This window comes from Pseudonocardia sp. EV170527-09 (assembly GCF_008369905.1).
In the GTDB taxonomy this organism is placed as follows: Bacteria; Actinomycetota; Actinomycetes; order Mycobacteriales; family Pseudonocardiaceae; genus Pseudonocardia.
Window position 1 is genome coordinate 39636 of the sequence record NZ_VRMC01000010.1, and the last position, 25214, is coordinate 64849.

Genomic DNA, 25214 nt, shown 5'->3' on the forward strand with positions numbered 1-25214 from the left:
CGTCATGCGGAAGAACGATCCCGACAGTCGCGTCGGTGCCGCCGCGGACGTCGCCGCGGCCGCACCGGCCCGCTCGGGGAGCGTGCAGTCCGTGGAGCGGGCCGTGGACCTGCTGGAGGCGATGGCCGACGCGGGTGGGACGGTCAGCCTGTCCCACCTCGCGGCCACCTCCGGGCTTCCTCTGCCGACCATCCACCGGCTCGTCAGGACCCTGGCCGGGCGCGGCTACGTCCGCCAGCAGTCCTCGCGCGAGTACGCCCTCGGCCCCCGTCTGGTGCGCCTCGGCGACACCGCGGGACGTCTGGTGGGGATGTGGGCACGCCCGCGGCTCGCTGCCCTGGTGGACGACCTGGGGGAGAGCGCGAACCTGGCGCTGCTGGAGGGCAACCAGGTCGTCTACGTGGCCCAGGAGCCCGGCCGGCACTCGATGCGGATGTTCACCGAGGTCGGCCGACGGGTGTCGCCGCACTGCACCGCCGTCGGGAAGGCGCTGCTGTCCCGGATGCCGGTCGAGCGGGCGCGGGAGATCCTGCGGCACACCGAGTTCGTGCGGCACACCGACAACACGATCACCTCGCCCGAGGAGTACTTCGTGGAGCTCGACAAGGTCCGTGCCGCGGGGTACGCCGTCGACGAGGGCGAGCAGGAGCTCGGGGTGCGGTGCGTGGCCGTCGCGCTCGACGGGCCGCTGCCCGCCGCGGTGTCCATCTCCGGGCCGACGACCCGGATGACCGACGCGTTGCTCGACTCCGCGGTGCCGAAGCTGCAGGCCGTGGCCGACGCGCTGGTGGCCGAGCTGGCCCGGCAGGACGCGGCCGGGGCCTGAGGCCCGAGATGATCGCGACGGGTGAGGGGATCGGTGCCACATCCGGCACCGATCCCCTCACTAGTGATGATCACCGATCGCACGTGTGACGGCTTCGAGCTGATCGGCCGTGGTGGGCCGGCCCGTGCGGCACCCTGCGCCGGTGACCGAACTGGACCGTCTCCTGGTGCGACAGGGTGGACTCGTCACCCGTGCCCAGGCGATCGCCTACGGCGTCCCGGCCCGGACCGTGGCCCGGCGGGTGTCCTCGGGCGCCTGGCGGAACCGCCATCCCGGGGTCTACCTGGTCGCCGGGCATCGGGTCACCGACGAGACCCGGGTCCGGGCGGCGTGGCTGTGGGGCGGGGCGCGCAGCGTCGTGACCGCGCCCGCAGCCGCGTACTGGCTCGGCCTGCGCCCCGGCGCACCGACCGAGGTGGTGCTCGCCGTGCCGCCGGTGGTGCAGCGGGCCCACCGGCCGGGGGTCCGCCTGCGCCGCCGGACCCTTGACCCGGCCGACCGGGTCGTCCACCGGGGAATCGTCGTGACTGCGGCGCCGCTGACGGTGCTGGAGACGGCCGCCGTGCTGCCGGGCTCCGCCGGCGCCGTGTTCCTCGACCGGGCGCTGCAACGGTGGGTGTCCTACGACGAGCTGTACGCGGCGTACTGCCGGGTGGCGGGTACATCGGGGATCGCGGCCGCCGCGCGGCTGCTCGTCGCCGCGGGGGACCGGGCCGACTCTGCCCTGGAACGTCGGCTCCTGCGGTTGCTGCGCGAGGCCCGGCTCCCCGGGCTCGTGCGCGCGGTGCCGTTCGGGCCCTGGACGGTCGACCTCGCCTTCCCGGCGGCCCGGGTCGCGGTGGAGGTCGACGGCTGAGCCTGGCACAGCGACCCGGAGCGGTTCCGGGCCGACCGCCGCAAGCAGAACGCCTTGGTCGCGGCCGGGTGGACGGTGCTGCGGTTCACCTGGTCGGACGTGCACGACCGGCCCGGCGAGACCGTCGCCCGCATCCGCCGGGCCGTGCACGATCGCGCCGCCTGAGGGGCCCGGTGCCGGATCCGGCACCGGCCCCCTCGGAGGAGACGATCACTCGTCGCGGACCTGGGTCCCGGGCTTGGTGGTGACCGGCTCGTAGGAGTCCGGGCCCAGCACCTCACCGGAGGACAGGATCCGGATCTCCCCGATCTGCACGAGCACCGGCGGCCCCGCGGCGACGATCGACGGTGCCGACGGCCGCCCGGGGGCGAGCACGTTGAAGAACAGGTTCAGCAGCACCGCGACGATCGCCGCCGAGCTGATGCCGGAGTGGAAGATCGTCGCGAACCACTCCGGGAAGTTCGCCCAGAAGTCCGGCGACACCACCGGGATCAGGCCGAACGCCACCGCCGCCGCGACGATCACCATGTTGTTGGTGTTGCGGTACTCGACCGAGGCGAGCGTCCGGATGCCGCTCGCGGCGACCGTGCCGAACAGCACGATCCCGGCTCCGCCGAGCACCGGCTGCGGGATCGCCGAGAACACCGCCGACGCCATCGGCGAGAGCCCCAGCACCAGCAGCCCGCCCGCGGCGACGGCGAACCGGCTCCGGATCCCGGTCAGCGCGACCAGGCCGACGTTCTGGGCGAACGCCGTCGCGGGGAAGGAGTTGAACACCGGCGCGAGCGCCGAGGCCGCCATGTCCGCGCGCAGGCCGTCCCCGACCCGGCGGGAGTCCACCTCGGCCCCGACGACCTCGCCGACCGCGAGGATGTCCGCGGTCGTCTCCACCATGACCACCAGGATGACGATGACCATCGAGACGATCGCGCCGATCTCGAACAGCGGCCCGCCGAACGCGAACGGCGTCGGGACGGCGGCCACGCTCGCCTCGCCCACCTTCGCGAAGCTGCTCAGCCCCAGCACCAGGGCGACGACGGTGCCCACCAGCAGGCCGAGCAGCACCGAGAGCCGGGAGACGACCCGGATCTTGCTGGCGACGATCACGACCAGGAAGGTGAACGCGGCCAGCGCGATGTTCGGCAGCGAGGCGAACGTGGGGTTGGGCACCGTCGCGCCGGCGACCGTGACCGTCTCCCGGCCGGTGATCCACCCGGTCGCCACCGGCATCAGCGACAACCCGATGACGGTGATGATCGACCCGGTGACCACCGGCGGGAACAGCCTCACCACCTTCGCGAAGAACGGCGAGATGAGCAGCCCGACCAGCGCCGCGACGATCACCGCGCCGAAGACGACGCGCAGGCCGTCGGTGCCGTCGTCGCCGACGATCGCGATCATCGTCGACACCGACGCGAACGAGGTGCCCTGCACCAGCGGCAGCTGGGAGCCGAAGAACGGCAGCCCGAGCGTCTGCAGGAGTGTCGCGAGACCGCTCACGAACAGCCCGCTGGCCACCAGGACGGCGCTCTGCGCGGGGTCCAGCCCGGCCGCGCCGCCGATGATGATCGGGACGGCGATGACGCCGCCGAACATCGCGAGAACGTGCTGCACGCCGTAGCCCACCGTGGGTCCGAGGCCGAGCCGGTCGTCCTCGGGGCGGGGGCCTGTCGTGGCGGTCGTGCGTCGGCCGGTCGTCGCCGGCACGTCCGCGTCGTCGGTGCTCATGGGCGTCCCCTCAGTGCGGAGGTGGTGGGATGGGTCAGACCGACGACGGGACGTCGGTCCACGCCTCCGGCGCCGGGGTCACGCCGTCGCGGACGACGGTGCCCTCGATCAGGCCGTAGGGGCGGTCCGCGGCGTAGAACACCTCGTTCGGGTTCTTGAGGCCGAACGGGGAGAGGTCGGACAGGAAGTGGTGCTTGTTGGGCATCGCGAACCGGATCTCGGCGACGCCGTCGCACGCCTCGATGCCGGCGCGGCCCATCTCGTAGAGCGACTGCTGCAGTGCGAGCGAGTGGGTGGTGGCGAACGCGGACAGCATCGCCGCGCCGATCGTGTCGTAGGCGGCGTTGTAGTCGATCCCGGCGGCGACGGCCTCGGGCAGGTAGCGCCAGCGCGCGGTGACCGAGGTGGCCAGGATGCGGTCGTCGGTCTCGACCAGGGTCGTGTAGCGGTCCCGGGGGAAGCCGTGGAACTCGCTGCCGGTGGACTTCAGCACGGTGAGGTCCTTCAGACCCGCGGTGACGTGGGTGGCCCCGCCGGCCTTCTGCACGGTGGCGAGCCGGGTGGCGCGGCCCTTGCGGACGAAGGAGTGGTCGTGCCCCGCGCCGTCGACGAGGATCCGCTCCCACTCGTAGAGCTCGGCCTGCCACAGCCCGCCGGTGATCCACTCGAACTCGCCGGTGAAGTGGTCCCCGAGCAGCATCAGGAACTCCTCAGGGGAGGTGATCCCGTGCTCGGCGGCGAAGGCGTAGACGACGTTCTTCTGGGTGTCGGTGGCGACGACCTTCGAGTTGTCCCCGGTCAGGTAGCTGCTCTCCAGGGCCGCGCCGCGCAGCTGGCTGGTGACGTTGAGATCGGTGATCTCGTGCCGGGCGGTGTCGCGCACGACCCGCACCACGCGGACCTCCGCCTTGCCGTACTTGTTGTCGCCGAGGTGGACCGAGACGGACATGTCAGCTCCCGAGGTAGGTGGAGTAGGAGTAGGGCGACAGCAGCAGCGGGACGTGGTGGTGGCGGTCGGTGCGCTCCGGCCGGAACGCGATCGACACCTCCGGGAAGAACGGGCTCGGCGTCGTGAACGTGATCCGGTGCAACACCCCCGCGGTGAGCGCGGCGGAGTCGGGGGCGCGCCAGCGCCCGTCGTCGTCGGTGGTGCCCGAGGCCAGCATGGTCCCGTCGGCGCCGGTCAGGGTCACCGGGACGCCGGTGGCCGGGCGGCCCGCCGCGGCGTCGAGGACGTGGGTGGAGAAGCTGCTCATGCCAGCACCTGCCGCATCCGCAGCGCGGTGATCTCGGCCAGCTGCCCGGCGGCCTCGGCGCGCTCGGTGGCCGGGTCGTTGCCCAGCCTGCGCTCCAGCTCGGTGAGGATCTGGTCCGCGTCGCGGCCCGCGGCGCGGATCAGGAAGACGTGGCCGAACCGCTGCTCGTAGGCGGCGTTGCCCGCGGCGAGCCGGGCCGCGGTGTCCGACCCCGAGTCCACGCCGGACTGCTCGGAGCGGGAGAAGGCGGCACCGTCGGCGTGCGCGCCACCGGGGCGCTCGCCGATCCGGGGGTGCCCGGCGAGGGCGGCGTCGATCTGCGCGGTGTCGAGGGCGAGCACCGCCTTCTCCGCCGCGGCGACGGCGTCGTCGACGCGGGCGTAGGGCCGGCCGGCGAGGAACCGGTCGGCCCAGGCGGACGAGGTGACGCAGGCCCGCAGGACGGGGCGCAGCTCGTCCGGCGGCGCGGTGTTGAGATGATCGAGGGACAGTGCGTCCGACATGGGCCCTGCTTCCGTGCGGTTCCGCACATTTCATGATGCGGAATCGTGATTCCGAACGATGTCAGTGTTGGTGTCGGGAAGACGCGGTGTCAAGGCTCACCGTGCGGTGTCCGGACACGGTGGAGGTCCCGATGTGCCGGTCCCGGCACCGGGTGTCGTCGGATCCCGGTGGGGCGCAGGGGTGCTCCGGGCTTCCACGGTGGTCCGTGTCCGCGGCGCGGCGCACCCGCCCCGCCACGAACGTCATGCAGTCGTCACCGCCGGTGATCTCTCGTCACGTGATGTCCGGAACATCCGGTTCATCGGTCTGCGCCGTCACACAGTCGTCACATCCGGGCAACCGTGCGCGACAGGTGCGCGACGGAGCATTCGTCCCCGGCGGCCCCCGACCCGGCTGCCGAAGGAGCGGAGATGACCCAGGAGATGAGCTCGCCGGCGACGACCGACGGCGCGCCGACCGCCGTCGGCGCGGCGCGCGAGACGCTCGAGGACTACACGCTGCGGTTCGCGCCGCGCAGCTACCGGCGTTGGTCGCCCGGGGTGGTCGGGGTGACCGCGCTCGGCGGGATCGCCTACCTCGCCGACTTCGCGATCGGGGCCAACATCGGCATCGCCTACGGCACGACGAACGCGTTGTGGGGGATCCTCGTGTTCGCCCTGGTGGTGATCGCGACCGGCACGCCGGTGGCCTACTACGCCGCGCGCTACAACCTCGACCTCGACCTCATCACCCGCGGCAGCGGCTTCGGCTACTACGGCTCGATCCTCACCAACGTCATCTTCGCGACGTTCACCTTCATCTTCTTCGCCCTCGAGGGCTCGATCATGGCCCAGGGCCTCGAGCTCGGACTGGGCATCCCGGTCTGGATCGGCTACGCGCTGTCCACCGTGGTGATCTTCCCGCTGGTCGTCTACGGGATGTCGCTGCTGTCGAAGCTGCAGCTGTGGACGACCCCGCTGTGGCTGGTCCTGATGGTGCTGCCCTTCGGCTACCTGCTGTTCGCCCACCCCGACTCGGTGTCGACCTTCCTGGCCTACCAGGGTGAGGACGGGATGGGCGCGCCGAGTCTCGGTTCGGTCATGCTCGCCGCCGGGGTCTGCCTGTCGCTGATCGCCCAGATCGCCGAGCAGATCGACTACCTGCGGTTCATGCCGCCGAAGACCCCGGAGAACGCGCGCCGCTGGTGGACCGCGACGCTGCTCGCCGGGCCGGACTGGGTGCTGTTCGGTGCGGCGAAGCAGGTCGTCGGGCTGTTCCTGGCGGTCTACTTCATCGCCAACGTCGCCGGCGGTGCCGAGGTCGCGAACGAGCCCGTGCAGCAGTTCCTGCTCATCTACCAGGACCTCATGCCGGGCTGGCTGGCCATCACGCTGGCCGTCGTGCTGGTCGTCATCAGCCAGATCAAGATCAACGTCACGAACGCCTACTCGGGCTCGCTGGCGTGGACGAACTCCTTCACCCGCATCACCGGGCACTACCCGGGTCGGCTGGTGTTCCTCGGGGTCAACCTGCTGATCGCGCTGGTGCTGATGGAGGCGAACATGTTCGACTTCCTCAACACCATCCTCGGCTTCTACGCCAACATGGGCATCGCGTGGATCGTGGGCGTCGCGACCGACATCGTCGTCAACAAGTACCTGCTGAAGATCTCGCCGAAGGTCCCGGAGTTCCGCCGCGGCATGCTCTACGCGGTGAACCCGGTCGGCTTCGGGTCGGTCGTCGTGGCGGGCGGGCTGTCCATCGCGACGTTCTTCGGCGCGCTCGGCAGCGCGGTCCAGCCGTTCTCGCCGGTGGTGGCGATCGTCCTCGGGTTCGTCCTGCCGCCGGTCCTCGCGGCGGCGACCCGAGGCCGCTACTACCTGCGGCGCACCGACGACGGCATCGACGAGCCGATGTTCGACGACCACGGCAACCCCTCCGCCGCCGTCCTCAGCTGTCGCTCGTGCGGACAGGACCTGGAGCGCCCGGACATGACGGCGAGCGCGGCGGGTGGGCACGTCTGCTCGCTGTGCCTGGCGACCGACCGGGCGAAGGAGCACGTGCTGCCCGCGCAGCCCTGAGGTCCGCGGCCGGTTCCCGGCCGCGGCCGGGAGCGGTCACACCGGCGCGGGGACCGGACCCGCGGCGGCCACGGCGGCGGCGAGCCGGCGGCCCGCGGTGACGGCGTCGTGCCCGACGGCGGTCGCGAGCGCGCCGCGTACCGCCAGCGGGGACAGGCTCCAGCCCGGCCCGGCGGCCGCGGCCACCGGGCCCGGAGCGTCGACGACCACCTCGGTGCCCAGCACCCGGTGCCCGCCGAGGTGGGCGGGGGAGCCGTCGAGCAGCGGGTCGCCGATCTCCTGGGTCTGCACCAGCAGCGGCCGGCCGTCCTGGGTGATCCGGACGGTGCCGCGGTAGCGGCCGGGCCGCTCGCCGGTGCGGCCGGCGACCAGGACGTCACGGGCGTGCAGCGACGCGGTCGCGGCCAGCTCCACGTCCAGGACGGTCTCGTGGTGGGCTCGGGCGGTGACCACCGTCGGCTCGGGCAGGTGGGTCAGCGAGCCGCCCTCGGCGACGGTGCAGCGCAGCACCGTCCGGCTCGGGCGGCCGGGTCCGCCGCCCGGCAGCGCGACGGCGGCCGCGACGCCGCACAGCGTCAGGTGCGCGCCCGGCCCGACGGTGACGACGAGCTCGACGTCGTCACCGGCCAGCGGGGTCGACGCCGATCCGACCAGGTGCACCACCGCGCCGTCCGCCCCGGCCCCGGCGGCTCCCCGCCGCGGGATCAGCGCGAGCGGGGACTGCGCGCGCAGGCGCCGGACGACGGTCCGGCCGTCGTGCCCGGCGACGACCAGCTCGGCGCGTGCCCGCACCTCAGACCGTGGCGCGGACGGCGGCGACCTGCTCGCACACCCACGCCCCGACCTCGGTCGCGCCCGGGTCCTCCACCAGCGACTGCGCGATCACCGGCAGCTCCCCGCGGATCCGCGCGGCGTCGCCGGTCATGACCCCGAGGTCGGCGCCCACGAGCGGCGCCAGGTCGGTCTTGTTGATCACCAGCAGGTCGGCGGTGGTGACACCCGGGCCGCCCTTGCGCGGCACCTTGTCCCCACCGGCGACGTCGACGACGAAGATCTGCCGGTCCACCAGCCCGCGGGAGAACACCGCGGTGAGGTTGTCCCCGCCGGACTCGACCAGCACGAGCTCGAGCCCGCCGTCGACGTCGGCGAAGCGCTCCTCCAGCAGCTCGACCGCGTCGAGGTTGGCGGTGATGTCGTCGCGGATGGCGGTGTGCGGGCAGCAGCCGGTCTGCACGGCCTCGACCCGCTCCGGCGCGAGGACGGCGTTGCGGCGCAGGAAGTCGGCGTCCTCGGTGGTGTAGATGTCGTTGGTGACCACGGCGAGGCGGACGCGCCCGGCGAGGCCGCGGGCCAGCGCGGCGACCAGCGCGGTCTTGCCGGAGCCGACCGGGCCGCCGATGCCGATGCGCACCGCGCGGCCACCGGCGGGGGCCGGGGCGTGGTGGTCGTGGTCGGTGACGGTCGGGTCGAAGCTGATCACGTGGCCGTGACCGTGGCCGGTCGTTGCGGACTCAGGAGGCAAAGAGACGCACCCTCTCGCGGTGGTGGTGGACGTGGGACTCGGCCATGAGGTCGAGCAGCGGCGCCCCGGGCGCCGGGAGATCGGCGGGGTCGCCCCCGGCGAGGCCCGCGGCCTCGGCGGCCAGGGCCTCCAGCTCGTTGCCGAGGGCGACGACGGCGGTGTTGACGGCGAACGGGTCCAGCCCGAGCAGCCGCACCGCCGCCGATGCGGGCCCGGACACGGCGAGGTAGCCGACGCAGCGGGCCGCCGCGGCCGGCGGCTCCCCGGCCGCGCCGACGACGACCCCGACGAGCAGTGGGTGGTGCGGCCGCCGGTGGACGGCGACCAGGGCGTCGAGGGCGGCCGACGGCCACGCCGAGCGGACCGCGCGCAGCGACGCCCGGCCCTGGGACCGCGACGCCTCCCGCTGGGCGGCCGAGGGGGTGCGCGCGTCGAGTGCGGCGTCGAGCTCCGCCCACCCGGCGCCGCTCGCCGCGGCGAGGTCGGCAGCGGGGCCGGCGGCGAGGTCGGCGGCGGCCGCGGCGGCGCAGGCGGCGAGCCGGCCCGCGGTGCGCAGCCGCCCCCGGAGGAAGGCGTGCAGCGACGCGACGTCGGTGACCAGGCCACGGTCGGCGGCCTCCTCCAGACCGCCGGAGTGCACGTGCCCACCGCCGGGGAACCGGGCGTCGGACAGGACGAGCGAGGCGAGCATCAGAACAGGAAGTACCGCTGCGCCATCGGCAGCTCGGCGACGGGGGCAGGCTCGACGACGTCGCCGTCGATCGTCACGGTGAACGAGTCCGGGTCGACCCGCACGTCCGGGGTCGCGTCGTTGAGCAGCATCCCGGCCTTGCGCACCGAGCGCGTGTCGGCCACCGGCACCGCGGGGGTCGCCAGACCGAGGCGGTCGGGGACGCCCTCGTCGAGGGCCGAGGGGGCCATGAACGTCAGCGAGCCCAGCGCCGCGGGGGTGTGGGCGTAGCCGAACATCGGCCGGCCGTACACCGGGCCCGGGGTCGGGATGGAGGCGTTCGCGTCGCCCATCTGCGCCCACACCGCGAACCCGCCCTTGAGCACGACCTCGGGGCGCACCCCGAAGAACTTCGGCTCCCACAGCACGAGGTCGGCGAGCTTGCCGACCTCGACCGACCCGATGTGCTCGGCGGCGCCGTGCGCCAGCGCCGGGTTGATCGTGTACTTCGCGACGTAGCGCCGGGCACGCAGGTTGTCGGCGCGGTCGGAGTCGCCGGGCAGCGGCCCGCGGGCGGCCTTCATGACGTGCGCGGTCTGCCAGGTCCGGATGACGACCTCGCCGATGCGGCCCATCGCCTGGGAGTCCGAGCTCATCATCGAGATCGCACCCAGGTCGTGCAGCACGTCCTCGGCGGCGATCGTCGTCGGGCGGATCCGGGACTCGGCGAACGCCAGGTCCTCGGGCACCGACGGGTTGAGGTGGTGGCAGACCATGAGCATGTCGAGGTGCTCGTCGAGGGTGTTGACGGTGTGCGGCCGGGTCGGGTTCGTCGACGACGGCAGCACGTGCCCCGTGCCGACGACCTCGATGATGTCCGGGGCGTGCCCGCCGCCCGCGCCCTCGGTGTGGAAGGCGTTGATCGAACGCCCGGCGATGGCCTCCAGTGTGGACTGCAGGAACCCGGCCTCGTTGAGGGTGTCGGTGTGGATCGCGGCCTGGACGCCGGTCTCCTCGCACACCCGCAGGCAGACGTCGATCGCCGACGGGGTGGTGCCCCAGTCCTCGTGCAGCTTGAACCCGCCCGCCCCGGCCCGCAGCTGCTCGTGCAGTGCCTCGTGCGAGGTGGTGTTGCCCTTGCCCATCAGGAGCAGGTTCACCGGCTGGTGGTCCATGGCCGCCAGCATGCGGCCGATGTTCCACGGTCCGGGGGTGACGGTGGTGGCCTTCGAGCCGTCGACGGGCCCGGTGCCGCCACCGAACAGCGTCGTGACGCCGGAGGCGAGCGCGGTCTCGACCAGCTGCGGGCAGATGAAGTGCACGTGCGCGTCGACCGCGCCCGCGGTGAGGATGCGGCCGTTGCCGGCCAGCACCTCGGTGCCGGGCCCGATGACCAGGGCGGGGTCGACGCCGTCCATGGTGTCGGGGTTGCCGGCCTTGCCGATGGCGACGATCCGGCCGTCCTTCACGCCGACGTCGGCCTTCACCACACCCCAGTGGTCCAGCACGACGGCGCCGGTGATCACCAGGTCCGGGCAGTCCGCGGCGAGGACGGCGGCCTGACCCATCGACTCCCGGATCACCTTGCCGCCGCCGAACAGCACCTCGTCGCCGGACGCCGGGCCGCGGGAGCGGTCCTCGGTGACCTCGATCAGCAGGTTCGTGTCGGCGAGCCGGATCCGGTCGCCGACGGTCGGGCCGTACAGGTCGGCGTAGCGCGCTCGGTCGATGCTCACTGCTCGTAGCTCCGCTCGTCGAGGGCGCCGGCCCGTTCGGGGCGCAGACCGGGGACCCGGCGTGCCCCGGCGATCGGCACCAGTGTCACCTCGCGCTCCACCCCGGGCTCGAACCGCACCGAGGTCCCGGCGGGGACGTCGAGCCGGTGCCCCCAGGCGGCGTCGCGGTCGAAGGACAGGCCGGGGTTCGCGGCGGCGAAGTGGTAGTGCGAGCCGACCTGCACCGGGCGGTCCGCGGCGTTGACCACGGTCAGGGTCAGCCGGGGGCGGCCGGGGTGCAGCTCGACCGGCTCCTCGCCGACGAGGATCTCGCCGGGGGTCACGCGATCGGCCCGTGCACGGTGACGAGCTTCGTGCCGTCCGGGAAGGTGGCCTCCACCTGTACCGAGTCGAGCATCTCCGGGACGCCGTCGAGGACGTCGTCGCGGGTCAGGACCTCCCGGCCGCTGCTCATCAGCTCGCTGACGGTGCGGCCGTCGCGGGCGCCCTCCAGGACGTGCTCTGTGATCAGGGCGACCGACTCCGGGTAGTTCATCCGCAGACCCCGCTCGCGGCGCCTGCGGGCGACGTCGGCGGCGACGTGGACGAGGAGCTTGTCGCGCTCGCTCGGACTGAGGTGCATGCCCGCATTGTGTCCGGTCCCGGGTTTCGACGGGATGTCCGGGAGGTTCCGAACGGTGTCCCGCCGGGGTCCCGATGTCCGGGTCGACTGTCGGAACCTACGAAAGCCCCGCGACGAGCGGCCCGGGGTTCGTCGGGGACGGCGGTGCCGGGGGGTCCCGGCCCGGGCGCATGGTGATGCAGGTCGCAATCCGGCCCCTCTGCGCGCCCCGCCCCGTCATCCCCCTCCGGCTCCCATCGAGGTCACCGATGCGCCTGCGCCGATCCACCAGCGCCACTGCCGATCCCGCCCGTCCCGTCCACCCGGTCGACCGGGTGCCGCCCGCCGGACGGCTCGCCGTCTACGGCATGCAGCACGTGCTGGCGTTCTACGCCGGTGCCGTCGTCGTGCCGATCCTGCTCGCCAACGCCATCGGGCTCGACGAGCGCCAGCTCATCCACCTGATCAACGCCGACCTGTTCACCTGCGGCATCGCCTCGATCCTGCAGTCGGTCGGGATCGGCCGGATCGGGGTGCGGCTGCCGCTGCTGCAGGGCGTCACGTTCACCGCGGTCTCCCCGATGATCGCGATCGGGCTCGCCGCGGGGGGCGGGACGCAGGGGCTGACCACCATCTACGGCGCGGTGATCGTCGCCGGGCTGGTCACCTTCTTCGCCGCTCCCTACTTCGCGCGGCTGCTGCGGTTCTTCCCCCCGGTCGTCACCGGCACGGTGATCACCGTGATCGGGCTGGCCCTGCTGCCGGTCGCCGCGACCGACGCCGTCGGCGGCTCGAACGCCCCCGACCCCGGCAACCCGCTCTACCTCGGGCTCGCCCTCGGGACGCTGGCGGTGATCGTGCTGATCCAGCGGCTGTTCCGCGGATTCCTCGCGACGGTCGCCGTGCTGGCCGGGCTCGTGCTCGGCACGCTCGCCGCGGTGCCGTTCGGTCTGGTCGACCTGTCCGCGGTGGGGGAGTCGGACTGGGTCGGGGTCACCACGCCGTTCCACTTCGGCTGGCCGCAGTTCTCGATCGCCGCGATCCTGTCGATGATCGTCGTCATGATGATCACCGCGGTCGAGACGACCGGTGACGTGATCGCCACCGGCGAGATCGTGGACAAGAAGGTCGGGTCGGACGACGTCGCCCGCGCCCTGCGCGCCGACGGCGCCGCCACCACCCTGGGCGGCGTCCTCAACTCCTTCCCCTACACCTGCTTCGCCGAGAACGTCGGCCTCGTCCGGCTGACCCGGGTCTCCAGCCGCTGGGTGGTGGCCGCCGCGGGCGGTTTCATGATCCTCATCGGACTGGTGCCGAAGGCCGGGGCGCTGGTCGCGGCCGTCCCGCACCCGGTGCTGGGCGGTGCGGCGCTGGCGATGTTCGCGACCGTCGCCGTCGTCGGGATCCAGACGCTGTCGCGGGTCGACTTCCGCGACCACCGCAACGTCGTCGTGGTCGGGTCCGGGCTCGGGGTCGCGCTGTTCGTGACCGTGCAGCCGGACGTGGCGCAGGCCCTGCCGGAGTGGGCGGGCATCGTGCTCGGCTCCGGGATCACCGCGGGCAGCGTCGTCGCGATCGGGCTCAACCTGCTGTTCTTCCACACCGGGCGCCGCCGCGACATCGCACCCGCGACGCCCGGCGGGGACACGGTGACCTTCGACCGGCTCGCCTCCGCCGACGCCGGCGAGTTCTCCGCGGTGCTCGGGCGGCTGTTCGAGGGCCCGACCGCGGTGCCCGCCCGGGTGCACGCCCGCGGCCCCTTCGCCGACGCCACCGCGCTGCGCGCGGCGGTGCAGGACGAGCTGTTCGCCGCGCCGCCCGAGGAGCAGCGGGCGCTGATGGGCCACTACCCCGACCTCGGGGGGCTCGCCGGCGCGGGCGGCTCCGGCGCCCCGGCCCCCCGCCGCCCCGACGGCGTCGGCCCGGTCGGTGGCCCCGTCGGTGGCCCCGTCGGTGGCACGGCCGCGGCGGCACTGCGTGACCGGGCCGGGCTGGCCCTGCTCGGCAACGACGACCGCGCCGAGCTCTGCGCCGTGGCGGCGGCCTACCGGGAGCGCTTCGGGTTCCCGCTGATCGTCTGCCTGCGCGACGCGGGGGACACCCGCACCTTGCTCGCCACCGCGCGGCGGAGGTTGGAGCACCCGCCCGCGCAGGAGCACGCGACGGCCCTGGTGGAGATCGCCAAGGTCGCGGGGCGCCGGTTCGACGACCTGGTGTCCGGCTGACCCGGTGACCGGCGCAGGGCCCACCGGCCGGCGCGGGCGGTCCGCGCCGGCCGCTGCGGGTGTCCGGGGCCGGTACGGTGGGCGGCGTGGACCTCGGGATCGGCCGGCGCGCGCGAGCGGGGGCGGCCCTGCTGGTCGCGTCGCTGCTCCTGCTCGTGCCGGTCCTGCTGCCCGCCGACGTCGACACCGGGCTCGTCGGCGCCGTGGTCGCGCTCGCCGTCCTCGTGTGGGCAGGGCACCGCGAGCTCGGCGCGATCCACCTCGTCGCCACTGCCGCGACCACCCCGGTCCGTGAGGCCCGCCGGGTCCGGCACCGGGCCGGGATCGTCCGGCAGACCGACCCCGACGCGGCGGGCCGTGCCCGGCCGCGCGCTCCGGGACCGCTCCACCCGGAGCAGGTTCCCGGCACCGTCGCGGCCGCCTGACGCGCCGCGCCGCCGGCCGGTGCGGTGTGCGCACCGGCCCGTCGTCGTCCCTGCTCCGGGTCCCGTCCTGCCCCTCGGACGTCCCCGGAGTGAGAAGTGCTCGACTTCCTGTACTACCCCGTCTCCTTCGTCATGCGCCTGTGGCACGAGTTGTTCGGCGCCCTGTTCGGACCGGCCACCGGCCTGTCCTGGGCGCTGTCGGTGGTGTTCCTCGTGCTCACCGTCCGGGCGCTGCTGGTGCGCTCGGCATGGACCCGGATGCGCGCCGCCCGGATCGGTCGCGCACTGGCCCCGCAGGTCGCCCGGCTCCGCGAACGCCACCGCGGCGACGCCCGGGCACTCGCCGAGGCGACCGCCGCGCTGCACCGCACGCACGGCTCGTCACCGGTCACCGGGCTCGGGGTGGTGTTCCTGCAGATCCCGGTGTTCGTCGCGCTGCTGCACGTGCTGCGCTCGTTCAACCGGCCCGGCCTGACCTCCGAACAGAACGCCGCACTCGCCAACTACGCCTTCCCACCCGACCAGGTCGCGTCGTTCCTGCAGGCCCGGCTGTTCGGGGCGCCGCTGTCGGCGTGGCTGCGGATGCCCGCCGAGCAGCTCGCCGCGTTCGGCGGGGCACCCGTCGACGGGGCGGCGGTCGCCGCCGTCGTGGTGGTGCTGACCGTGCTCGCCGCGGTCTGCACCCACCTCAGCATGCGCTACGCCCGGGCCGACCCGGGTGCCGTGCCGCAGGGCGCCACCCGGATCCTCGCGGCCCTGCCCTGGATCGCGCCGGTCGGGGTACTCGCCGGTGGGCTGCTCTACCCGGTGCCGGTCGCGCTGCTGCTCTACTGGATGACCGGCAGCGTCGCGACCCTGGTCCAGCAGCTCGTGCTCACCCGGCTGCTCGACCGCAGGCCACCGGTCGTCGTCGCCCCGCCGGCGCCGGAACGCGGCCGGGCGCCACGGCCGGGCGCCAAGCCGGTGCGCCGCCGCCCCGCCGGCGCCCGCCGCTGAGCCGCCGTCAGCGCGAGCGCAGCGCCAGGTAGAGGTCGACGCGGTCGGTGAACGAGGACGGGTCCCGCCCGGTCAGCTCCGCCACCCGACCGATCCGGTACCGGACGGTGTTGACGTGCAGGTGCAGTCGGGCCGCGGTCCGGTTCCACGACCCGGACTCGTCGAGGAACACCTCCAGGGTCTCCACCAGCCCGGTGCCCGACCGCGCGTCGTGGTCGAGCACCGGGCCGAGGACCTGGGCGGCGAAGCCGCGCCGGACGTCGTCGGGGACCCCGGCCAGCAGCGCCACGTGCGAGGTGATCTCCCCGGCCCGCACCGAGGTCACCGGGCCCACCCGGGACGCCGCCAGTCCCGCGGCGTGCCCGGCCTCGGCGAGCGCGCCCGACAGCGCCTCCGCCGTCGACGGCCGCGACACCCCGGCCGACAGCCGTCCGCCCGCCAGACCCGGCCCGAGCCGGTGCACCGCGCCCAGCACCACCTCGACCGGGTCCGGGGTGTCCGCACGCCCGGGTACCGCGACGACGGCGACCGCGTCGCCACCCAGCACCCCGACCGCGGCCGGGCCGGTGCCGACCAGCGCGTCGAGCAGCACGGTGTGCGCGGTGTCGGCCGGGTCCGCGACGCCCGAGGCGCGCAGCACGACCACGGCGAGGGTCCCGTCCGGCTCCACCCCGGCCTGGCGCAGCCGCACCCGGGTCTCCGGCCGGTCGCCGGTGTCGGCGGCGATCCGGGCCAGCGCGTCGTCGGCGATCGGGCGGGCCACCGCCGCGCCCTCGCGGCGCCGGGACCGGTCCAGCGCGGCGATGGCGGCCAGCTCCCCGACGGCGTCGACGGCCTCGGTGCCCGCCTGCGCGGTGCCCGGCGGCAGCTGTGCGGAGACCAGCCAGCCGGTGGCCCGTGCCGTTCCCGGTGCCGCGGGGACAACCAGGTGCGCGGCACCCTCCCGACCGGCCGGGACGGTCACCGGCAGCCGGCCCGCGGTCAGGAACCCGGCGACGACGGCGTCGCGCTCGGCGTCGGGCAGGGCCGGCCCGGCCAGCAGGCCGCCCGCGGCGGTGAGCACCCGGCAGACCAGGCCGGAGCCCGCCGAGACCGACCCGGCCAGCTCGGCCAGCTCCGCGCCGCCGGCGAACGCGGCGAGCAGCCGCCGGTGCCGGCCCAGGGTGTGGGCGAGCCGGTCCCCGCGGGCCGCGGACAGCGCCCCGATCACCACCTCGGTCACCGCGCCGAACGACACGTCCACCGGGACCGCGACCAGGACGAGGTCGTGGCGGCGGCAGGCGTCGACGACGTCGGCCGGGATGTCGCCGAACACGGCTTCGCCGGCCACCAGCGCCGCCGCGCCGGACCGGGCGACGGCCGCGACGAACCGCTCCGAGTCCGCCGGTGTCCGCCGCCACACCAGCCCGGACACCACCAGCTCGCCGCCGCCCAGGTAACGCGACGGGTCGGGCAGGTCGGTCGGGTACACCCAGCGCACGGACCGGTCCAGATCGGCCGCCGAGCCGTGCAGGACCCGCAGCCGCAGCTCCGGTCGCGCGACCAGCTCCGAGAGCAGCATGGGAGGAACCTACAACTCGGTGCACCCGGCGGGACCCCGATTCGTCACAGTGGTGCCTTCTCCCGGTGACCGTCACACGGTGCACTGGGGTCCATGCAGCAGCCGAACGCCGGGCGGACCGCCAGCCGGGTCGCCATCGAGGGTGCCCACGTCGTCACCGTCACCGGGGAGGAGATCCCCGGCGGGCACGTCGTCGTCGAGGGGGAACGGATCGCTGGCGTGGGGCCCGGCCCCGCCCCGGCGGGGTCCTACGACCGCCGGGTCGACGCCCGCGGCTGCCTGCTCACCCCGGGGCTGGTCAACACCCACCACCACCTCTACCAGTGGGTGACCCGCGGACTCGCCGTCGACCACACGCTGTTCGAGTGGCTGACCACGCTCTACCCGGTGTGGGCTGGCATCGACGAGCACGCCGTGCACACCGGCGCCACCGGGGCGCTGTCGGCGCTCGCGTTGTCGGGATGCACGACCACCACCGACCACCACTACGTGTTCCCCCGGGAGGGCGGCGACGTGCTCGGCGCCGAGATCCGGGCCGCTCAGCAGGTGGGGCTGCGGTTCCACCCGACCCGCGGGTCGATGGACCTGGGGCGCAGCGCGGGCGGGCTGCCGCCGGACCACGTCGTCTCCGACCGCGACGAGATCCTCGCCGCCTCCGCCGACGCCGTCGCCCGCTGGCACGACCCGTCACCGGGGTCGATGCTGCGGATCGCGCTGGCCCCCTGCTCGCCGTTCTCGGTGACACCGGAGCTGATGCGGGAGTCCGCGGCGCTGGCCCGCGAGCTCGGTGTGCGGCTGCACACCCACCTCGCCGAGACCGACGACGAGGAGGCGTACTGCCGGGAGCGCTTCGGCGCCACCCCCACCGAGTACGTCGCCGACCTGGGCTGGACCGGGCCCGACGTGTGGTTCGCGCACACCGTGCACCTCGACGACGAGGCGGTGAAGACCATCGGCGCCACCGGCACCGGCGTCGCGCACTGCCCCACCTCCAACGGTCGTCTCGGTGCCGGCATCGCGCGGGTCCGTGACCTCGTCGATGCCGGCGCCCGGGTGGGGATCGGCGTCGACGGCGCCGCCTCCAACGAGGGCACCCACCTGCTGGAGGACGTCAAGCACGCCGTCCTGTTCGCCCGTGCCGCGGGCGGTCCCCGTGCCCTGTCGGTGCGCGAGGCCCTGGAGCTCGGCACGCTCGGCGGCGCCCGGGTGCTCGGTCGCGAGGACGAGATCGGGTCGATCGAGACCGGGAAGCTCGCCGACCTCGCGCTGTGGCGCCTGGACGGGTTCCGGCACCGCGACGTCGCCGACCCGGTCGCCGCCCTCGTCCTGGGCACGCCGCCGCCGCTGGAGCTGCTGCTGGTGCACGGCCGCCCGGTCGTGGAGAAGGACACGGTCCTCACCGTCGACACCGACGCCGTCGCCGCCGAGTGCGCCGCGGTGCACCGCGACCTCGTCTCCCGGGCCGGGTGAGCGGATGGACCTGCACACCGTCACCGGGTTCCGGCGCGCCCGCGAGCGCGCCGACCTGGCGCTGGCGCCGGGGGAGCGGATCCTCGCCGGCGGGACCTGGCTGTTCTCCGAGCCGCAGCCCGGCGTCACCGGCCTGGTCGACCTGACCACGATGGGCTGGGAGCCCCTGGAACCGCTGCCCGACGGCGGGCTGTCGGTGGCGGCGACCTGCCCGATCGCCGACCTCGCCGGGTACGGGGAGCGCACCGGGGCCCCGCTGTTCGCCCAGTGCGCGCACGCCCTGCTGGCGTCGTGGAAGATCTGGCACACCGCGACCGTCGGCGGGAACGTGTGCCGTGCCTACGCCGCCGCCGGGATGGTCGCGCTCGCCGCGACGCTCGACGGCGTCGCCGTCGTCTGGACACCCGACGGCGCCGAGCACCGGGTGCCGGTCGCGACGCTCGTCACCGGGAACGGCACCACCGCGCTGCGCCCCGGCGAGGTCCTGCGCGCGGTCGAGCTGCCCGGTGCCGCACTGCGCGCCCGCACCGCCTTCCGCAAGATCGCACTCGCCGAGCTCGGCCGCTCCGGCGCCGTGCTCACCGGGCGGGTCGACACCGCGCGCGACGGCGGCGCGGCCACGTTCGTGATCACCGCCGCGACCGAGGCACCCACCGTCCTGCGCTACCCGACCGGTGTGCCCGACCCCGACCGGCTGCGCGCCGACGTCGACGCCGTCGACGGCTGGTACACCGACCCGCTCGGTTCCGCGGACTGGCGCCACGGGGTCAGCGCGGTGCTGCTGGAGCAGATCCGGGAGGAACTGTCGTGAAGCTGCACATCAACGACACCGAGCTGGAGGCCGAGCCCGCCCCGGGGCAGTGCACCCGCACCTTCCTGCGCGAGCACGGGCACCTCGAGGTGCGCAAGGGCTGCGACGCCGGGGACTGCGGCGCCTGCACCGTCCTGCTCGACGACCGGCCCGTGCACTCCTGCCTGATCCCCGCCCAGCGTCTCGACGGCGCGCGGGTCACGACCGTCGCCGGGCTGGCCGGGCCGGACGGGGAGCTGCACCCGGTGCAGCAGGCGTTCGTGGAGAAGTTCGGCTACCAGTGCGGGTTCTGCACGGCCGGGCAGATCGTCACTGCGTCCGCCCTGACCGCCGACGACCTCGACGACCTGCCGCGGCGGATGAAGGGCAACCTGTGCCGCTGCACCGGCTACCGCAGCATCCGGGAGGCGATCGAGACCGGCGTCCGTCGCGGGTGCGCCGTCGACGGTCCCCGCGCCGCGGAGGGCACGGTCGGCTGCTCGGCCCGGCCCCCGGCGGCCGAGCGCATCGTCACCAGCACCGAGCCGTTCACCTTCGACGTCGACCTCACCGGTGCCCTGCACCTGCGGGTCCTCGGCTCCCCGCACGCCCATGCCCGGATCCGGTCGATCGACGCCACCGCTGCGCGGGCCGCGCCGGGCGTCGCGCTGGTGCTGACCCACCACGACGTGCCGGACCTGCGGTACTCCACCGCCCGGCACGAGCACCGCACCGACGACCCCGACGACACCCGGATGCTCGACGACGTCGTGCGGCACGTCGGGCAGCGGGTCGCGGCCGTCGTCGCCGAGACCCCGGCGCAGGCCGAGGCCGCCTGCGCCCTGATCGCCGTCGACTACGAGGTGCTGCCCGCCGTGCTGGACCCGGAGGCGGCCCGCCTGCCCGGTGCGCCGCTGGTGCACCCGGACCGGACCCCGGCCGACCGCGTCGACGAGTCGTCCCGCAACGTCGTGCTCGCCCTGCACGGCGGACACGGTGGTGACGTCGACGCCGCGCTCGCCGGGTCCGTGCACACCGTCACCGGCACCTGGCGCACCAGCCGCGTCTCCCACGCCCAGCTCGAGTGCCACGGGGCGATCGGCTCCCTCGACGACGACGGGCGCCTCGTCGTCCGCGCGGGGACCCAGGTCCCGTTCCTCACCCGCGCCGAGCTCGCCCGCGTGCTCGGCCTCGACCCCGACCGGGTCCGGGTGCACACCGCGCGGGTCGGCGGCGGGTTCGGTGGCAAGCAGGAGATGTTCGCCGAGGACCTCGTCGGGCTGGCGGTGCTGCGGACCGGGCGCACCGTCGTCCACGAGTTCACCCGGACCGAGGAGTTCACCCGCACCGCGCTGCGCCACCCGATGCGGGTCGCGGTGACCCTCGGCGCCGACGACGACGGCCGGCTCACCGCGATGAAGCTCGACGTCCTGTCCGACACCGGCGCCTACGGCAACCACTCCCGCGGGGTGCTGTTCCACGCCGTCGCCGAGTCGGTCAGTGTCTACAACTGCCCCGTCAAGCACCTCGACGCCGAGGTCGTCTACACGAACAACGTCCCCAGCGGCGCGTTCCGCGGCTACGGCCTGGGCCAGGTGATGTTCGCCGTCGAGTCCGCGATGGACGAGCTGGCGATCGTCGCCGGTCTCGACCCGTTCGACCTGCGGCGGCGCAACATGGTCCGTGCCGGGGACCCGCTGCACGTCGCCCACCACGGCGACCCCGAGCACGACCTGCACTGGACCAGCTACGGCATGGACCAGTGCCTCGACCTCGTGCAGGACGCACTGGCCGACGGCAGCGGCGACCCCGTGCCGGAGGGTCCGACGTGGCGCGTCGGCGAGGGCACCGCCCTGGGCATGATGACGACGATGGCCCCGTTCGGGCACGCCGCCACCACCACGGTGACCCTGCTGCCCGGCGGGCGCTACCGGCTCGGTGCCGGCACCGTCGAGTTCGGCAACGGCACCACGACCACCCACCGTCAGGTCGTCGCGACCGTGCTCGGGACGACCGCGGACCGTGTCGACGCCCACCACGGCGACACCGACGCCTGCGGCTACGACACCGGGGCGTTCGCCTCGGCGGGCACCACCGTCGCGGGCAAGGCCCTGCACGCCGCGGCCACCGCGCTGCGGGCCCGCATCCTCGCGGTCACCGGCGGCGGAGAGCTGCACGCCGACGGCGTCACGACCCCCGACGGCGAGTGGTCCCTCGACGAGGTGCTGGCCGCCGCGTCGTCGCCGGGGGGACTGTCCGCGACGGGGGAGGAACCCGGCACCGCGCGGGCGATCACCGCGAACTGCCACGGCGTGCGGGTCGCGGTGGACACCGCCACCGGCGAGGTCCGGGTGCTGCGCTCGGTGCAGGCCGTCGACGCCGGCACCGTCCTGAACCCCGAGCAGCTGCGCGGGCAGGTGGAGGGCGGCGCCGCGATGGGTCTGGGCAGCGCGCTCTACGAGGAGGTGTACGTCGGGGAGTCCGGGGAGATCCTCAACTCGGTGTTCCGCACGTACCGGGTGCCGCAGATGGCCGACGTCCCGGTCACCGAGGTGCGCTACGCCCGGACCCACGACGCGCTGGGCACCTACGGCGCGAAGTCGATGAGCGAGGCGCCCTACAACCCGGTGGCGCCCGCGGTCGCGAACGCGATCCGCCGTGCGCTGGGGGTGCGGCCGTACCACCAGCCGTTCAGCCGCGACCGGGTGTGGCGGCTCGCGGCCGGTGGCACGGCGTCCTGAGGCACAGCGGTCAGCCGCGGCGGCGGGCGTGCTCCAGCAGCGCGGTCGCGGTGCGCCTGCCCAGCTCGTTCGCGGCCAGGGGGCTGTCACCGGTGATGACGTTGCGGTCGGTGGTGCAGCGGCCGGTCATGTCGTCGTTGACGACGCGGACGCCCTCGTCGGTCAGGGCCTTGCCGAGCAGCCACGGCATCTCGCCGGGCAGGTAGCCGATGTCGATGTTGGCGCCCGCGTCCAGCGCGTCGGGGAACACGCACATCTCGTAGCCCTCGAAGACCGACCGGCCGCGGCCGATGCGGGTGGAGAGGAACGCCGCGGGCCCGTGGCACAGCGACACCACGAGCCGGTCGGTGCGCATGGCCCACTCCAGGGTGTCGCGGACGTCGGTGGAGAACGGCAGCCCGGACAGCGCACCGTGCCCGCCCGGGACGAACACCGCGAGGTAGTCCGAGTCCTCGCCCAGCTCGCGCTCGACGACCTCGGCCAGCGACTTCGGGGCCCGCCACTGCGCGAGCAGCTTCTCGCGGGCGCTGGCGACCGCCTCGTCCTCGCCGGGGTAGGCCCACCACTCGAACTTCGCCGGGTTGCCGGTGAGCGTCGCGATCTCGACCCCGAACCCGGCCTCCAGTACGTGGTGCAGGGGGAGCAGTGTCTCCACCGGGTGGTTGCCGGTGGAGAAGAAGGTGCCGTTGCCCATGCGCAGGTAGCGTTCGTCGGTGGCCAGGACGAGCACCTTCCAGCGGCCGCCGGACCAGGCGTGCCGCTCGGTGGCGAGACCGTCGAAGTCCGTCCTCGGCGCGGTGTAGGCGTCCAGCGAGTACGGCGACGGGAAGTACGCATCGTGCTCCGCCGGGTCCGCGGTCGGATCCTTGCTGAGCGTGCTGTCGGACATCGGGGTGCCTCCGGGTCGTTCGTGCGGTGCCCGAGCGGCCTACCCCCGCCCGGTGTCCGCGAACCGCGCCGCCGGACCCTGCCGTGGGAAGGGCGGTTCGTGCGGTGAACGGTGGCGGGCGCCGTCGTCCGGGTCAGAAGTCGTGGCTCGCCTCCGGCGGCGCCCCGGTGATCCGCTGCAGGTGCACCCGGCGGGCGAGCCGGATCACCGGCCGGATCATCAGCTCGATCGAGCCGAGGAGGAACAGCCAGGTCCCCGCGTAGCTGGTGGCCTCGGAGAAGAACAGCACGCTGCCGATCACGAACCACAGCGCCACCAGGATGTCGTTGACGATGCTGAGCACCTCGTAGCGCTTCCGGACGACGAGCTCCTCGTGCCCGATGGTGAACGTCAGCGGTCGGTCGTGCGGGGTCGGTCCCATGCCGCGGTGGTTACCCCCTCGACCGGTCGTCCGCACACCGGGAAGGGTGAGCACGTGCACACGACGCCCCGACGCCGGATCGGCACCGGCGACGCCGTCGTCCTCGGGATCGGGTCGATGCTCGGCGCCGGGGTGTTCGCCGTGTTCGGGCCCGCCGCGGCCGTCGCCGGGACGGCCCTGCTGCCCGCGCTCGCCGTGGCCGGCGCGGTCGCGGCCGCCAACGCGATGTCCTCGGCGTGGCTCGCCGCCCGCCACCCCGAGTCCGGTGGTGCCTACGTGTACGGCCGCCGCCGGCTGGGGGAGACGTGGGGGTTCCTCGCCGGGTGGGCGTTCGTCACGGGCAAGACCGCGTCGTGCGCCGCGATGGCCCTCACCCTGGGGTCCCACGCCTGGCCGGACCACGCCCGTGCGGTCGCGGCGGCGGCGGTGGTCGCGATGGTCGCGGTGAACCTGCGTGGCGTCACCCGCACCGCGCTCGCCACCCGGGTCCTGGTCGGGTGCACCCTCGCGGTGCTGACGGCGGTGGTCGTCGCCGCGTTCTCCCGCCCCGCCGTCGCCGCACCGCTGCAGGGCTGGGCCGACGCCGGCCCGCTCGCGGTGCTGCAGGCCGCCGGGCTGCTGTTCTTCGCCTTCGCCGGGTACGCCCGGATAGCGACGCTCGGCGAGGAGGTCCGCGACCCCGCACGCACCATCCCGCGGGCGATCCCGCTCGCGCTCGGCCTGGTGCTGGTGGTCTACGCGGTGGTCGCCGTCGCGGCGCTGCGGGCCGCCGGGCCCGGAGCGCTCGCGGCGTCCGCGGCGCCGCTGGCCACCGCGGCCGGGGACGGGGCGGCGCCCCTCGTGCGCATCGGGGGCGCGGTCGCGTCGGCCGGGGTGCTGCTCGCGCTGGTCGCCGGAGTGGGGCGCACCGTGCTGGCCATGGCCCGGGACCGGGAGCTGCCGGGCGCACTCGCCGCGGTCCACCCGCGGTTCGCCGTACCGCACCGCGCCGAGCTCGCCGTCGGCGCGGTCGTGCTGCTGCTGGTGGTCACCGCCGCTCCGGTCACCGCGATCGGCCTGTCCGGGTTCGCGGTGCTGCTGTACTACGCCGTCGCCAACGCCGCGGCGCTCACCCTGCACCGCGACCGGCCGTGGCGCCGCGCCCTGTCGGGGTTCGGGCTGCTCGGCTGCGTGGTGCTCGCGACGCTGCTGCCGCCGGTGTCGGTGCTGGCCGGGGCCGTGGTCCTGGCGGCCGGGACGGTGGTGCGGGCGCTCGTACGGGCCGCGCGGGTCCGCCGCGGCCGCACCTCCACCGGCGACGATCGGACGGATCCCGTCGGGCGCTGAGCCGCGGACGCCCCGCCCGCGGTGGCCCCGGGCCCGCTCGGTCCGCCGCGACCGTTCCCCCGCCCGCCCACGACCGGGGCGGGCGGGCTCAGCAGCGCCGGTCCCCGTCGGCTCCGTCGCGCAGGACGGCGAGGATGCGGGCCAGCTCGGCGCGGTCGTCGTCGGACAGTCGCGCGAACAACGCCTCGGCCCCGTCGGCCCGTGCGGCCCGCACGTCGCGCGCGGTGGCCGCGCCCGCGTCCGTGACCCGCACCAGCACCGCCCGCCGGTCCGCCGGGTCGGTCGCCCGTTCGACCAGCCCGAGGCCGGCCAGCGCGTCGACGACCTCGGTCGCCGACCGCGGCGTGATCCGCAGGTGCCCGGCCAGCGTGCCCGGGCGCATCTCGCCGTGCCGGACCAGCGTGCCCAGCGCCCGCGCCTGCGACGGGGTCAGCCCCCAGGCCGCCAGCCGCTCGGCCGAGGCGTGGCGCAGTGAGCGCGCCACCGACCAGAACGCGTCGACGAGGTCGCCGCGCGACTGGCTGGGTGGTTCCCGGTCCGGCACGGGAACAGACTAGCGCAGGACGCTGTTGCTGCCTCATAGTGAGGCAACCACAGTAAAACTACGCGGA

General features: G+C 74.6%; 24 protein-coding genes and 1 pseudogene. 11 read left to right on the forward strand and 14 right to left on the reverse strand.

The window, feature by feature from the left end; all coding sequences use genetic code 11:
* Positions 1-4: 4 nt before the first annotated feature.
* From FVA95_RS04700 to FVA95_RS04710, 3 genes and pseudogenes are all read left to right on the forward strand, one after another.
* Entirely contained in the window at positions 5-826 is an 822-nt protein-coding gene (locus FVA95_RS04700; protein ID WP_149663103.1) for an IclR family transcriptional regulator, read from the forward strand.
* Positions 827-968: 142 nt separating this feature from the next.
* Positions 969-1682 (forward strand): type IV toxin-antitoxin system AbiEi family antitoxin domain-containing protein, encoded by a 714-nt coding sequence (locus tag FVA95_RS04705; RefSeq protein ID WP_161992199.1) that lies wholly within the window; start codon positions 969-971, stop codon positions 1680-1682.
* Between the two features lie 33 nt (positions 1683-1715).
* Positions 1716-1847 (forward strand): annotated as a pseudogene (locus FVA95_RS04710) (hypothetical protein); the annotation flags it as partial.
* Positions 1848-1892: 45 nt separating this feature from the next.
* On the opposite strand, the gene FVA95_RS04715 reads toward FVA95_RS04710, so the two are convergent.
* The 4 genes from FVA95_RS04715 to uraD are packed head-to-tail and all read right to left on the reverse strand — an operon-like array spanning position 1893 to position 5169.
* Positions 1893-3410, reverse strand: coding sequence for a nucleobase:cation symporter-2 family protein (locus FVA95_RS04715; protein WP_149663106.1), 1518 nt, complete (start codon positions 3408-3410; stop codon positions 1893-1895).
* A 34-nt stretch (positions 3411-3444) separates the two neighbouring features.
* Positions 3445-4359, reverse strand: a complete 915-nt coding sequence (pucL, locus tag FVA95_RS04720) for a factor-independent urate hydroxylase (RefSeq protein ID WP_149663107.1) — start codon at positions 4357-4359, stop codon at positions 3445-3447.
* Between the two features lies 1 nt (position 4360).
* Positions 4361-4666, reverse strand: coding sequence for a hydroxyisourate hydrolase (locus tag FVA95_RS04725; RefSeq protein ID WP_149663108.1), 306 nt, complete (start codon positions 4664-4666; stop codon positions 4361-4363).
* Positions 4663-5169, reverse strand: coding sequence for a 2-oxo-4-hydroxy-4-carboxy-5-ureidoimidazoline decarboxylase (uraD, locus tag FVA95_RS04730; protein WP_149663109.1), 507 nt, complete (start codon positions 5167-5169; stop codon positions 4663-4665). The genes FVA95_RS04725 and uraD overlap by 4 nt, the downstream gene beginning before the upstream one ends.
* 411 nt (positions 5170-5580) lie before the next feature.
* On the opposite strand from uraD, the gene FVA95_RS04735 reads away from it, so the two are divergent.
* On the forward strand, positions 5581-7230 hold the full coding sequence (locus FVA95_RS04735; protein ID WP_149663110.1) for a cytosine permease: 1650 nt from the start codon (positions 5581-5583) through the stop codon (positions 7228-7230).
* Between the two features lie 36 nt (positions 7231-7266).
* On the opposite strand, the gene FVA95_RS04740 is transcribed toward FVA95_RS04735, so the two are convergent.
* From FVA95_RS04740 to FVA95_RS04765, 6 genes are read right to left on the reverse strand one after another with little or no spacing between them, the layout of a single operon-like run.
* Complete coding sequence (locus FVA95_RS04740; protein WP_149663111.1) at positions 7267-8022, reverse strand: urease accessory protein UreD; 756 nt, start codon at positions 8020-8022, stop codon at positions 7267-7269.
* 1 nt (position 8023) lies between these two features.
* Positions 8024-8752 carry an urease accessory protein UreG gene (gene ureG / locus FVA95_RS04745; protein ID WP_149663112.1) on the reverse strand — a complete coding sequence of 243 codons (729 nt, stop codon included), beginning with the start codon at positions 8750-8752 and terminating at the stop codon, positions 8024-8026.
* Complete coding sequence (locus FVA95_RS04750; RefSeq protein WP_149663138.1) at positions 8742-9446, reverse strand: urease accessory protein UreF; 705 nt, start codon at positions 9444-9446, stop codon at positions 8742-8744. Before FVA95_RS04750 ends, ureG begins: the two co-directional genes overlap by 11 nt.
* Positions 9443-11158, reverse strand: coding sequence for an urease subunit alpha (locus tag FVA95_RS04755; RefSeq protein WP_149663113.1), 1716 nt, complete (start codon positions 11156-11158; stop codon positions 9443-9445). Before FVA95_RS04755 ends, FVA95_RS04750 begins: the two co-directional genes overlap by 4 nt.
* The gene (locus FVA95_RS04760) at positions 11155-11481 is read right to left on the reverse strand and encodes an urease subunit beta (RefSeq protein WP_075333380.1); all 327 of its coding nucleotides are present in this window, start codon (positions 11479-11481) and stop codon (positions 11155-11157) included. The genes FVA95_RS04755 and FVA95_RS04760 overlap by 4 nt, the downstream gene beginning before the upstream one ends.
* Complete coding sequence (locus FVA95_RS04765; RefSeq protein WP_020622559.1) at positions 11478-11780, reverse strand: urease subunit gamma; 303 nt, start codon at positions 11778-11780, stop codon at positions 11478-11480. The genes FVA95_RS04760 and FVA95_RS04765 overlap by 4 nt, the downstream gene beginning before the upstream one ends.
* 248 nt (positions 11781-12028) lie before the next feature.
* On the opposite strand from FVA95_RS04765, the gene FVA95_RS04770 reads away from it, so the two are divergent.
* The 3 genes from FVA95_RS04770 to yidC all read left to right on the forward strand — a co-directional run bounded on the left by FVA95_RS04770 (position 12029) and on the right by yidC (position 15405).
* On the forward strand, positions 12029-13984 hold the full coding sequence (locus tag FVA95_RS04770) for a solute carrier family 23 protein (protein ID WP_149663114.1): 1956 nt from the start codon (positions 12029-12031) through the stop codon (positions 13982-13984).
* 86 nt (positions 13985-14070) lie between these two features.
* Complete coding sequence (locus tag FVA95_RS04775; protein ID WP_193564296.1) at positions 14071-14409, forward strand: DUF6412 domain-containing protein; 339 nt, start codon at positions 14071-14073, stop codon at positions 14407-14409.
* Positions 14410-14505: 96 nt separating this feature from the next.
* Positions 14506-15405 carry a membrane protein insertase YidC gene (gene yidC, locus FVA95_RS04780; RefSeq protein WP_149663115.1) on the forward strand — a complete coding sequence of 300 codons (900 nt, stop codon included), beginning with the start codon at positions 14506-14508 and terminating at the stop codon, positions 15403-15405.
* A 7-nt stretch (positions 15406-15412) separates the two neighbouring features.
* Here yidC and FVA95_RS33630 read toward each other — a convergent pair whose 3' ends face one another.
* Positions 15413-16966, reverse strand: a complete 1554-nt coding sequence (locus tag FVA95_RS33630; RefSeq protein WP_149663116.1) for a PucR family transcriptional regulator — start codon at positions 16964-16966, stop codon at positions 15413-15415.
* 93 nt (positions 16967-17059) lie between these two features.
* Between FVA95_RS33630 and FVA95_RS04790 the strand changes: the two genes are divergently transcribed.
* From FVA95_RS04790 to FVA95_RS04800, 3 genes are read left to right on the forward strand one after another with little or no spacing between them, the layout of a single operon-like run.
* Complete coding sequence (locus FVA95_RS04790; protein WP_149663117.1) at positions 17060-18436, forward strand: 8-oxoguanine deaminase; 1377 nt, start codon at positions 17060-17062, stop codon at positions 18434-18436.
* Between the two features lie 4 nt (positions 18437-18440).
* The gene (locus tag FVA95_RS04795; protein ID WP_149663118.1) at positions 18441-19247 is read left to right on the forward strand and encodes an FAD binding domain-containing protein; all 807 of its coding nucleotides are present in this window, start codon (positions 18441-18443) and stop codon (positions 19245-19247) included.
* Positions 19244-21967 carry a molybdopterin-dependent oxidoreductase gene (locus FVA95_RS04800; protein WP_149663119.1) on the forward strand — a complete coding sequence of 908 codons (2724 nt, stop codon included), beginning with the start codon at positions 19244-19246 and terminating at the stop codon, positions 21965-21967. The genes FVA95_RS04795 and FVA95_RS04800 overlap by 4 nt, the downstream gene beginning before the upstream one ends.
* 10 nt (positions 21968-21977) lie before the next feature.
* On the opposite strand, the gene hchA is transcribed toward FVA95_RS04800, so the two are convergent.
* Both hchA and FVA95_RS04810 read right to left on the reverse strand, forming a co-directional pair.
* A complete protein-coding gene (gene hchA / locus FVA95_RS04805; protein ID WP_149663120.1) occupies positions 21978-22856 on the reverse strand; it encodes a glyoxalase III HchA in 879 nt (292 codons plus the stop codon).
* 133 nt (positions 22857-22989) lie between these two features.
* Positions 22990-23277, reverse strand: coding sequence for a YrhK family protein (locus tag FVA95_RS04810; RefSeq protein ID WP_075306564.1), 288 nt, complete (start codon positions 23275-23277; stop codon positions 22990-22992).
* Positions 23278-23331: 54 nt separating this feature from the next.
* Between FVA95_RS04810 and FVA95_RS04815 the strand changes: the two genes are divergently transcribed.
* Positions 23332-24603, forward strand: coding sequence for an APC family permease (locus FVA95_RS04815; RefSeq protein WP_255474610.1), 1272 nt, complete (start codon positions 23332-23334; stop codon positions 24601-24603).
* A gap of 88 nt (positions 24604-24691) precedes the next feature.
* On the opposite strand, the gene FVA95_RS32645 is transcribed toward FVA95_RS04815, so the two are convergent.
* Positions 24692-25147 (reverse strand): MarR family winged helix-turn-helix transcriptional regulator, encoded by a 456-nt coding sequence (locus FVA95_RS32645; RefSeq protein WP_020623805.1) that lies wholly within the window; start codon positions 25145-25147, stop codon positions 24692-24694.
* Positions 25148-25214: the final 67 nt, after the last annotated feature.